We start from the raw sequence: 10,232 nt of genomic DNA on the forward strand, positions 1-10,232 counted from the left end.
GTAAGCCTTGGTCAGGTTGGACGGCAAGTGTACTTCAGAACACCGACAGGCTTTCGATCCATCGACAGGAAGGTCTGTGTCGGTCGTTCAGCCGTGCGTTGTAAGAAGGCGCTTGGCTTTCCAGGCGTTGCCTAAACACTGCGTTTTTGACAGGTCGGAGTGGCCTGGCTAAAGGTGTCCAGACCGAGGCAAAAGGATGCCAACGGCTAACGAAATGCCCTCATCACCTGGGATGCGACCATGAAGAAATGCGTAGTGTATGGCGATCTGATGTCTGATCGCGCCGCAGAGCAATACCCCACGATCACCCTTTGTGACAGCTGCATCGAAGACGACCGCAAAACCGGTGAAGCCGGCCAGATTCTCTTCGTGCAGGGCGAGTCCGAGGACGGCGAGTGTGACTGGTGTGCCCGGGAACTCGGCGAATGCTGATCGGCGCGGGACGTGTACCGGTGCTGTTCGTGTCCGCCGGCCTGCTGCGCCCCAAGAAGCGGGATCACGCCTTGGCCCGTCGGCAGCTGTACCTGAACTACGGCGCGTTAGGTCTGGCGACCTTGTGTCAGCGAAACGGCCTCGAGACCCTGTTGGTGCATGGCGAACACGAGGCTCCCGTTGCGCTCGCCGAGCGTCTTCACCGGCAGGGGTTGCTCCGGGTCGATGCGCCGCTGATGCTGTCGATGACTAGCTTCCATGCCTTGGAGTGGGCGCGCGTGTTCTGTTCGGCGGTCAAGGGCATGGAGCCACGGGTGCGTATCGTACTCGGTGGGCGATGGGTGACAGGGCCTGACCGGCAATGGCTGCACGGCAAGCTGCCGCTGGTCGATCGGATCGTTCAAGGTTTGGGTGAAGACCTGTTGCCTTCGTTGTTGGGGTTTCAGGGTGCATGGGATGGGCGGGCCGCTGGGCTCAACCATCTGCTGGTCGAGGGGCATCGGCGTTATCAGCCCAGCATCGAGACCTCGCGCGGATGTGGCAAGGGCTGCACTTTTTGCCAAGAGCGAGACGTCCCACTGCAAAAGCTCAAAGCCCCTGAACGGATCGCCGACGAGCTGCGCCAGCTTGCAGGCGACTATGGCGACCACGGCATCCATCCGTACTTCCAGTCGTCCTTCTTCCTGCCCAACCCGCGATGGGCCCAGGCGCTGGCCGAACAGGTCCAGCGCTGTGATGCCAGGATTCTCTGGCGCTGCGAGAGCCGGGTCGATGGTATCAAACCCGAGATAATCCCAAGCCTGGCTGCGGCGGGCATGAAAGTCATCGACCTTGGCCTTGAGTCGGCGGCGCCCGAGCAGATCCTGGCGATGAACAAGGCCCGGGACCCGGCGCGCTACCTAGGGGCGGCGTCAAAATTACTGCAGGCCTGTGCCCGTCACGGCATTTGGGTCAAGGTCAACGTGATGCTTTACGCCGGTGAAACGGCGCACACCCTTGAGCAGACCCGACAGTGGCTCGATGCCCATGCCCACTGCATCAAGGGCGTGTCGGTCGGGCCAGTGGTGGTCTATGGCCCGCCCAGCCATTGTTCTGAGTTTCTGGCGGCACTAAGGGCACGGGGCGCGACACCTGTCGACCCCGCAAGCGCCGAGGACTGTGGCATCACGCAGCTAAACCTGAGCCCTGAACTGGACGCTGAGCAGGTGGAGCGCGAGAGCCTGGCGCTGTCCAGGCGCTATATGGCAAAGCAGGATTACTTTGATCTGAAGCGCTTTTCCTATTACCCACGCGATTACAGTGAGCAGGCGTTCGAGGCGGATGTCGCGGCATCGGATGCGGACTGCTTGCCGTTTCGGCCATAGCGGCCACGGTGAGACTTACGTACAACCGAGGAAGGGATGACATGTACGACAGCGATGTAAAGGCCTACGCCAAGGAACAAGAAATCGAAGCTGCGAAATTGGAGTACCGAGTCTTCGTCCATGACGATGGACGATCCAATGGGCGTCAGGAACTCATGCGCGACTACGCCAGGGTCCTGTACTCCTCTTCCTTCCGGCGCTTGCAAGGCAAGATGCAACTGCTGGGTATCGACGCCGGACGCTTCAACCGCAATCGCCTCACCCACAGCCTGGAGGTCGCACAGATCGCGCGTTCGATAGCCATTGACCTGGCGCTCAATGACACTGTCGTCGCCGAGACTGCAGCGCTGGCCCATGACATCGGCAACCCGCCATTCGGGCACCATGGAGAAAAAGTGCTCAACGAACTGTGTGGCGACTGTGGCGGATACGAAGGCAATGCCCAGGCCTTTCGTATTCTGCGCACCCTGGAGCGCAAGCATCATTTGTACGACGGGCTCAACCTCAATGTCCGTACGCTGATGGCGGTGACCAAATACTTTCATCGCCGGGAGGACAATCCGGCGAAGTTCCTCTACGACGAGGACTACCAGTTCCTCTGTGCCGAACTGGCGAAGCAGGGTTTCGAAGGCAGCAAAAGCATTGACGCCCAGATCATGGACCTTGCCGATGAAATCGCCTATGCCGCCCATGATCTGGAGGACGCCTTGAGTTTTGGTCTGATCAGCCTGGGAGAAATCCTGCACGAGTTCAAGATCAGCGACACCTTCGCCGAGGCGTATCCAATGATGGAGCAACTGGCGCAGGCGGTGCAGAACGATGCGATGTGCTCGCATCGACTGGGGTCGTCGGAAGAGTACGCCATGGTGTTGAAGAAGGAACTGACCTCCAAGATCGTCAACACGCTGTGTTCGGACATCGGCCTGGTGGATGGCAAACTCGGTTACACGCGTTATGCCAAGTTGGCGGAGGGCCTCAAGAAACTCTTGTTCAAGGCCATCCTGCGCAAAAAAGACGTACAGCTCTACGAAAAACGAGGCGAGCAGGTGATCAAGGGGCTGTTCGAGGTGTACAGCGATGAGCGTTACAACGAGAAAAACAGATTGCTGCCGCCGGAGCTTCGCTCACTCAAGGCGGACAGGCACAGGCTGATCATCGACTACATCGCAGGCATGATGGACCTGTACGCCATCCAGGAATACGAGCGCTATTTTGGCAAAGGCAGTCTGGATCGCTACTATTTCGGCGAGCGCCGACCCTAGGGCGGCGCCTGCGCTCAAGGCGTTCCCAATATTCCCATGACCTTGTCGCGCAACTGATCGATACCAAAGGGCTTGCCAATCAGGTGCATGCCCTGCGGTACATCGAAGCTCTCGGCAAAACCACTGGCAAACAGCACGGGCAGCGCTGGACGCAGTGCTCTGGCCTTGGCTGCCAGTTCCTCGCCGCGCATGTCCGGCAGGCCTACATCGGTCATCAGCAGTGCCAATGGCTGGTTGGCGTCCTCGAGGATCTTCAAGGCCGCGGTGGCGTTCTCGGCTTCGATGGCGGTGTAGCCCAGTTCGTCGAGCACTTCGACCATCAACATCCGAACGATGTCGTCGTCTTCGACTACCAGAAGTTGCATGGGGGCGTCCTGTTCAGAAGGGTTGTCCTTACTTGTGTGGGTGCGTACGTTGCAGAAGTTCCCCAGCATAACGGCCCCTGTCGATCGATGGAACGATTGGCGCCAGCAACCTTCAAATACTGGCTAACTGCCCTGTCAGAGCGGGCAAAGCTGGTTAGACTCGCTATAGCGTCCGCCTTGCGTAGTGGCCGCGATCCTTTCAATGGACTTTTTTTGCTCGGGCGTTTTCAGATGATTCAAGCAGCCTCGATGGATCAACAGAGCTTTCGCAAACTGTTGAGCCGCAACGTAGGGCTCCCCCTGGGGGTAGGCCTGCTGGGCGCCGTGGCTTTCGTCGCGGTGATCAACTACCTGCTCTCGGCCATGCAATGGGTCGAGCACACCGATCGGGTGATCGGCAATGCCAACGAAACCGTCAAACTGTCGATCGACATGGAAACGGGTATGCGCGGGTTCCTGATCACCGGGGACGAGCGCTTCCTCGACCCCTACGAAGTGGCCAAGCCTCGCATTTTCACGAGTCTGAAGGCCTTGCGAGCGATGGTGCAGGACAACCCGCAACAGACAGAGCGAATTGACCGCCTGGTGGCCCTGCAACAGGCCTGGAACGATTTCAGCAGCCAAATGATCGCCTCGCGGCGCAACCAGGGCGATTACCAGACTTCCATAGGCAATGGCCGCGGAAAGCGCTTGACCGATGAAATCCGCAAGGAGTTCGACGATTTCATTGTCACCGAGCAGCAACTGCGCATGGCGCGCAACGAGAAGGTCAACAGTGTCACGGTCTGGGCGATCACGGCCTTTGTGTTGTTCATCGTCACGCTCAGTGCCTTGCTGGCGTATCTTGGCCGTCGCGACCTGCTGCTGCTGTCGAACAGCTACGTGGACAACTTGCAGGCCCAGCGCCGCGCCACCGAGCGCCTGGAGCACCAGGCATGGCTGCGCAGCGGCCAGACCCAGCTGGCCGAACAGGTGCTGGGCCAACTGACCCTGGCGATGCTCGGCGACAATATCCTGCGCTTTTTCGCCAGTTACCTGGGCAGCGTGGTGGGGGCCTTCCATGTACGCGATGAACAAGGGCAACTGGTGCGTGTGGCCAGCTATGGCCTGGACCCCGAACAGGCCCAAGGGCCATTGACCGCTGGCCAGGGAGGCCTGTTGGACGAGGCGGTCCGTCAACGGGCGCCGTTGCGCCTGGACAACCTGCCTGAGGACTACCTGCGGCTGAGCTCGAGCCTGGGCAGCGGTCTGCCACGCAGTGCCTTGCTGCTGCCGACCCACGACGATGGCCAGGTCAATGGTGTGTTGGAGCTGGGGTTCCTGCGGCCTTTGCAGGAGCGCGATGTGGAGCTGCTGCAGCAAGTGGCGGGCAGCCTGGGTATCAGCATAGAAAGCGCACGCTACCGACATCGCCTGCAGCAGGTACTGGCCGAGACGCAACAGCTCAACGAAGAGCTGCAAGTGCAGCAGGAAGAGCTCAAGACCGCCAACGAGGAGCTTGAGGAGCAGTCCCGCGTACTCAAAGAGTCCCAGGCGCATCTGGAGATTCAACAGGCGGAGCTGGAGCAGACCAACGAGCAGTTGGCCGAGCGCACCGATGCCCTGGGCCGCAAGAATGGCGAGCTCAACCAGGCGCAGTTGGAGCTGCAGGCCCGAGCCGAGGATTTACAGCGTACCAATCGCTACAAGTCCGAGTTTCTCGCCAACATGTCCCACGAACTGCGTACGCCGCTCAACAGTTCGTTGATCCTGGCCAAATTGCTGGCCGAGAACGCGCAGGGCAATTTGAGCAGCGAACAGGTCAAGTTCGCCGAATCCATCTATTCGGCGGGCAACGACTTGCTCAATCTGATCAACGATATTCTCGACATTGCCAAGGTCGAAGCCGGCAAGCTCGAAGTGCGGCCACAGGTCACCCAGGTCGATAGCCTAGCCGATGGCTTGCGCAGCTTGTTCCAGCCGCTTGCCCAGGACAAAGGCTTGGCGTTCGACGTACGACTCGAGCCGGGGGTACCAGCAACGCTGCTCACCGACCGTCAGCGCCTGGAGCAGATCCTGAAGAACCTGCTGTCCAACGCCATCAAGTTCACCGAGCACGGAAAAGTCAGCCTGACCATCGACCAGCAGCAGGACCGTAGTGTCGTCTTCACAGTCCGTGACACCGGCATCGGCATCGCGACCGACCAGCACCAGGCGATCTTCGACGCCTTCCATCAAGTCGATGGCACCAGTAACCGCCGTTACGGCGGCACCGGTCTGGGGCTGTCGATCTCCCGTGACCTCGCGCGGTTGCTGGGCGGGCAGATCAAGGTCGAGAGCGCTCCAGGGCAGGGCAGCGCGTTCAGTCTTGTCCTGCCCGAGCAGCTCGAAGCCGATGAGGTAGAACCCTCTGCGCCGCGGATGAGCGCGCCGGCGCCGACGCCACCGGCAACGCTGCCTGCCGCGCCGCCACCTGCCAAGGCACCGGCTTTTGCCGATGACCGCGAGCAGGCGCCGTTCGCCAACCGCTGCATCCTGGTGGTGGAGGACGAGCCAAGTTTCGCCCGTATCCTCTATGACCTTGCCCATGAACTGGGGTACAGCTGCCTGGTGGCCCAAGGGGCCGACGAGGGTTACGCGTTGGCCGCCCAGTACACGCCGGATGCCATTTTGCTGGACATGCGCCTGCCCGATCATTCGGGGCTGACGGTGCTGCAACGGCTCAAGGAACAGGCCAGCACCCGGCACATCCCGGTGCATGTCATCTCGGTGGAGGATCGCATCGAGGCGGCCATGCACATGGGCGCGGTGGGTTATGCAGTCAAACCGGCCAGCCGTGAGGAACTCAAGGCGGTGTTCGGTCGCCTGGAAGCCAAACTCACCCAGAAGCTCAAGCACATCCTGCTGGTGGAGGACGATGACCTGCAGCGCGAGAGCATCGCCCGCCTGATCGGCGATGAGGATGTCGAGATCACTGCAGTGGCCCTGGCACAGGAGGCCCTGGCGCTGCTACGCGAAAACATCTACGACTGCATGATCATCGACCTCAAGCTGCCGGACATGCTTGGCAACGAGTTGCTCAAGCGCATGACGTCCGAGACGATCCGGTCCTTCCCGCCCGTGATCGTCTACACCGGGCGCAACCTCACCCGTGAGGAGGAGGCGGACCTGCTCAAGTACTCGCGCTCGATCATCATCAAAGGCGCGCGCTCGCCTGAACGGCTGCTCGATGAGGTCACGCTGTTCCTGCACAAGGTCGAATCGCAGCTCTCCCATGAGCGCCAGCGCATGCTCAAGACCGCACGCAGTCGTGACAAAGTGTTCGAAGGGCGCAAGATCCTTTTGGTGGACGATGATGTGCGCAATATCTTCGCCTTGACCAGCGCCCTTGAGCATAAGGGCGCCATCGTCGAAATCGGTCGCAATGGGCATGAGGCCATCGAGCGTCTGGAGCAGCACCCGGACATCGATTTGGTGCTCATGGACGTGATGATGCCCGGGATGGACGGCTACGAGGCCACTCGGTTGATCCGCCAGCAAGCGCGCTGGCGCAAGTTGCCGATCATCGCCGTGACCGCCAAGGCCATGAAGGACGACCAGCAACGCTGCCTGCAGGCTGGCGCCAATGATTACCTGGCCAAACCGATCGAACTGGACCGCTTGTTCTCACTGATCCGTGTATGGCTGCCGCAACTGGAGCGAATTTGAGTAACGAACGCAACACCGATATCGAGATCCGGCTGTTGATCGAGGCGATCTACCTCAAGTACAGCTACGATTTTCGCGATTATTCCGGCGCTTCGATCAAGCGCCGGATCCTGCACGCCGTGCGCCAGTTCGATTGCCGCACGGTATCGGCCTTGCAGGAGCGGGTCTTGCACGATCCGGCAGCATTCATGCAGTTGCTGCAGTTCCTGACGATTCCGGTCAGTGAGATGTTCCGCGATCCTGAGCACTTTCTGGCCGTGCGCAGGGAGGTGGTACCGCTGCTGCGCACCTGGCCGTCGCTCAAGGTCTGGATCGCCGGTTGCAGCACGGGTGAGGAGGTCTACTCGATGGCGATCCTGCTGCGCGAGGAGGGTTTGCTGGAGCGCACCATCCTCTATGCCACCGACATCAACCCCCATTCACTAGAAAAAGCCAAGCAGGGTATCTACCCCCTGAAGGCCATGCAGACCTACGCCGAGAACTACCGCAAGGCTGGAGGGCGCCGGGACTTGTCCGAGTACTACACGGCCGCCTACGGCAACGCGATCATCGATAGCAGCCTGCGCGAGAACGTGACTTTCGCCGACCATAGCCTGGCCACCGACAGTGTGTTTTCCGAAACCCAATTGGTGTCGTGTCGCAATGTCCTGATCTATTTCAACAAGGCGCTGCAGGATCGCGCCTTGGGCCTGTTCCATGAGTCCCTGTGCCATCGTGGGTTCCTGGTACTCGGCAGCAAGGAGTCCTTGGATTTTTCCGCCTACAGCGAGCGCTTCGAAGCGCTCGTGCGGCCTGAACGGATCTATCGCAAGTCATGAGTGGCGTGGCGGCGGTGGTCATCGGTGCCTCGGCGGGCGGCGTTTCGGCGCTGTTGCAAGTATTAGGCGGGCTGCCTGAAGGTTTTGCCATTCCGGTGCTGTGCGTTTTGCACCTGCCCGATGATCGCCACAGCCAGCTGGCCTCTGTGTTGCAGCGACGCTTGCATCGACCGGTGCATGAGGCCCGGGACAAAGAGCGCATCGTCGACGGGGTGATCTACGTGGCCGGACCCGGTTACCATTTGTCGATTGAACGCGACCTGACCCTGTCGTTGAGCCAGGAAGACCCGGTGCATTTCTCCCGCCCGGCAATCGATTTTCTGTTTCAGTCGGCGGCGGATGCCTATGGCGCCGGCCTGCTCGGCGTGCTGCTCACCGGTGCCAACGAAGACGGTGCCGAGGGTTTGCTTCAGATCAAGAACAGCGGGGGCCGGACCGTGATCCAGGACCCCCGCGACGCACAGGTCGCGCAGATGCCGGAGGCCGCGCTGGCCTTGCAGCAGCCCGACCATATTCTTTCCCTGAGTGGTATCGGGCATCTGCTCGCTACCCTGGAACCGCGCGCATGCTGAGCGATATCACCGCCAAACTGTTGATCGTTGACGATCTGACGGAAAACCTGTTGGCCCTCGAAGCCCTGATCCAGGGTGAGGACCGCGAAGTGCACCGGGCCCAGTCCGCCGAGCAGGCGCTGTCGTTGTTGCTCGAACATGAATTCGCGCTGGCCATTCTCGATGTGCAGATGCCTGGCATGAACGGGTTCGAGCTGGCCGAACTGATGCGTGGCACCGAAAAGACCAAGAACATCCCGATCGTCTTCGTCAGTGCGGCCGGTCGCGAGATGAACTACGCGTTCAAAGGCTATGAAAGTGGCGCGGTGGACTTCATGCACAAGCCCCTGGACACCCTGGCGGTCAAGAGCAAGGTCTCGGTCTTCGTCGACCTGTTCCGCCAGCGCAAGGCGCTGGGGCGTCAGCTGGAGGCCCTGGAGCGCAGCCGCCAGGAGCAGGCGCAACTGCTGGCCGAGCTCGAAGTGGCGCGTGGCGAGCTGGAGCGCGCCGTGCGCATGCGCGACGACTTCATGTCGATCGTCTCCCATGAGGTGCGCACGCCGCTCAATGGCCTGATTCTGGAAACCCAACTGCGCAAGATGCATCTGGCCAAGGGCAATATTGCGGCGTTCAGTGAAGATCGTCTGCGGGCAATGGTCGAGCGTGACGAACGGCAGATCAACAGCCTGATCCGCTTGATCGAAGACATGCTCGATGTGGCCCGCATTCGTACCGGCAAGCTGTCGATCCGACCCAAGGCGTTCGACCTGGCGCAACTGGTGCGGGGACTCGTGGAGAATTTCACGGCACAGGCTGCGGCCCTGGAAACCCATCTCGAACTGGAGCGTTGCGAGGTGGTACCGGGAGAGTGGGACGAGTTCAGGATTGAGCAAGTGGTGGCCAATCTGTTGTCCAATGCCTTGCGTTACGGCGAACGGCGACCGGTGCGAGTGCGAGTGTTCGAGCACGACGCCATGGCCTGCGTGCAGGTGCAGGATCAAGGGATCGGCATCAGCGCGGCCAATCAGCAGCGTATTTTCCAGCAGTTCGAACGCGTCGCGGCGCAGCAGTCCAGCGCAGGTCTTGGGCTGGGTCTGTATATCTCCGAACAGATCGCCCAGGCCCATGGCGGACGCATCCATGTCGACAGCGAGGAAGGTAAAGGCGCGACGTTCAGCCTCTACCTGCCGTTGGCGGCACAACGTCGACAAAGCGACCAGACGCAGGCAACCTCTGCCTGAGGTGACGGTCTGATGGCCAAGTTTTTGAATCCCAAGGCGAAGTCATGAGTGAAGATGCACAAGATGTCGTATTGGTCGTCGAGGATGAACCGGCGATTCGCATGATCCTGCGTGATTATCTGGCTGGGGAGGGGTATCACGTGCTGGTGGCCGAAGACGGTGAACAGGCCTTTGCCATCTTGGCGAGCAAGCCGCATCTGGATTTGATGGTGACGGATTTTCGTTTGCCGGGTGGGATTTCGGGGGTGGAGATCGCTGAGCCTGCGGTCAAGTTGAGGCCGGACTTGAAGGTGATTTTCATCAGTGGGTATCCGGCGGAGATCCGCGAGTGCCAGAGCCCGATTGCGCGGCGGGCGCCGATACTGGCCAAGCCGTTCGATCTGGATAGTTTGCGGGAGCAGATTCAGATTCTTTTGCAGTGAATCGTTGGTTTCTGTTGGTTTCTTGTTGGTGGGCTTATCCGATTGTTGGATCGACAGGTAGTCACCTTTCCGCCTTTACGGCGGGTCACT

9 protein-coding genes are annotated in these 10,232 nt (G+C 60.4%); 8 read left to right on the forward strand and 1 reads right to left on the reverse strand.

The genetic code is table 11. The features are described from left to right. The first annotated feature begins 240 nt into the window (after window positions 1-240). From HMPREF3173_RS18605 to dgt, 3 genes are read left to right on the forward strand one after another with little or no spacing between them, the layout of a single operon-like run. Window positions 241-432, forward strand: a complete 192-nt coding sequence (locus HMPREF3173_RS18605) for a hypothetical protein (RefSeq protein ID WP_070575451.1) — start codon at window positions 241-243, stop codon at window positions 430-432. Further along, the gene (locus HMPREF3173_RS18610; RefSeq protein ID WP_070575454.1) at window positions 426-1,796 is read left to right on the forward strand and encodes a B12-binding domain-containing radical SAM protein; all 1,371 of its coding nucleotides are present in this window, start codon (window positions 426-428) and stop codon (window positions 1,794-1,796) included. The genes HMPREF3173_RS18605 and HMPREF3173_RS18610 overlap by 7 nt, the downstream gene beginning before the upstream one ends. A 41-nt stretch (window positions 1,797-1,837) precedes the next feature. Then, complete coding sequence (gene dgt, locus HMPREF3173_RS18615; RefSeq protein ID WP_070575457.1) at window positions 1,838-3,058, forward strand: dGTP triphosphohydrolase; 1,221 nt, start codon at window positions 1,838-1,840, stop codon at window positions 3,056-3,058. A gap of 14 nt (window positions 3,059-3,072) precedes the next feature. Here dgt and HMPREF3173_RS18620 read toward each other — a convergent pair whose 3' ends face one another. After that, complete coding sequence (locus HMPREF3173_RS18620) at window positions 3,073-3,423, reverse strand: response regulator (RefSeq protein ID WP_043215070.1); 351 nt, start codon at window positions 3,421-3,423, stop codon at window positions 3,073-3,075. A gap of 231 nt (window positions 3,424-3,654) precedes the next feature. Between HMPREF3173_RS18620 and HMPREF3173_RS18625 the strand changes: the two genes are divergently transcribed. From HMPREF3173_RS18625 to HMPREF3173_RS18645, 5 genes are read left to right on the forward strand one after another with little or no spacing between them, the layout of a single operon-like run. Next, window positions 3,655-7,110 carry a response regulator gene (locus HMPREF3173_RS18625; RefSeq protein ID WP_070575461.1) on the forward strand — a complete coding sequence of 1,152 codons (3,456 nt, stop codon included), beginning with the start codon at window positions 3,655-3,657 and terminating at the stop codon, window positions 7,108-7,110. Beyond that, complete coding sequence (locus HMPREF3173_RS18630; protein WP_043215065.1) at window positions 7,107-7,928, forward strand: CheR family methyltransferase; 822 nt, start codon at window positions 7,107-7,109, stop codon at window positions 7,926-7,928. Before HMPREF3173_RS18625 ends, HMPREF3173_RS18630 begins: the two co-directional genes overlap by 4 nt. Next, a complete protein-coding gene (locus HMPREF3173_RS18635; protein ID WP_070575464.1) occupies window positions 7,925-8,500 on the forward strand; it encodes a chemotaxis protein CheB in 576 nt (191 codons plus the stop codon). The genes HMPREF3173_RS18630 and HMPREF3173_RS18635 overlap by 4 nt, the downstream gene beginning before the upstream one ends. Then, window positions 8,494-9,720 (forward strand): hybrid sensor histidine kinase/response regulator, encoded by a 1,227-nt coding sequence (locus HMPREF3173_RS18640; protein WP_070575467.1) that lies wholly within the window; start codon window positions 8,494-8,496, stop codon window positions 9,718-9,720. Before HMPREF3173_RS18635 ends, HMPREF3173_RS18640 begins: the two co-directional genes overlap by 7 nt. A gap of 44 nt (window positions 9,721-9,764) precedes the next feature. Next, window positions 9,765-10,142 carry a response regulator gene (locus HMPREF3173_RS18645; RefSeq protein WP_043215057.1) on the forward strand — a complete coding sequence of 126 codons (378 nt, stop codon included), beginning with the start codon at window positions 9,765-9,767 and terminating at the stop codon, window positions 10,140-10,142. The last annotated feature ends 90 nt before the right edge of the window (window positions 10,143-10,232 follow it).

This window comes from Pseudomonas sp. HMSC08G10 (assembly GCF_001808425.1).
Classification (GTDB): Bacteria; Pseudomonadota; Gammaproteobacteria; order Pseudomonadales; family Pseudomonadaceae; genus Aquipseudomonas; species Aquipseudomonas guariconensis.

Coding starts and splice junctions, on each gene's coding strand:
- HMPREF3173_RS18625 (WP_070575461.1), top strand. CDS start 3,655: ATGATTCAAGCAGCCTCGATGGATCAACAGAGCTTTCGCAAACTGTTG.
- HMPREF3173_RS18620 (WP_043215070.1), bottom strand. CDS start 3,423: ATGCAACTTCTGGTAGTCGAAGACGACGACATCGTTCGGATGTTGATG.
- HMPREF3173_RS18610 (WP_070575454.1), top strand. CDS start 426: ATGCTGATCGGCGCGGGACGTGTACCGGTGCTGTTCGTGTCCGCCGGC.
- HMPREF3173_RS18645 (WP_043215057.1), top strand. CDS start 9,765: ATGAGTGAAGATGCACAAGATGTCGTATTGGTCGTCGAGGATGAACCG.
- HMPREF3173_RS18605 (WP_070575451.1), top strand. CDS start 241: ATGAAGAAATGCGTAGTGTATGGCGATCTGATGTCTGATCGCGCCGCA.
- HMPREF3173_RS18640 (WP_070575467.1), top strand. CDS start 8,494: ATGCTGAGCGATATCACCGCCAAACTGTTGATCGTTGACGATCTGACG.
- dgt (WP_070575457.1), top strand. CDS start 1,838: ATGTACGACAGCGATGTAAAGGCCTACGCCAAGGAACAAGAAATCGAA.
- HMPREF3173_RS18635 (WP_070575464.1), top strand. CDS start 7,925: ATGAGTGGCGTGGCGGCGGTGGTCATCGGTGCCTCGGCGGGCGGCGTT.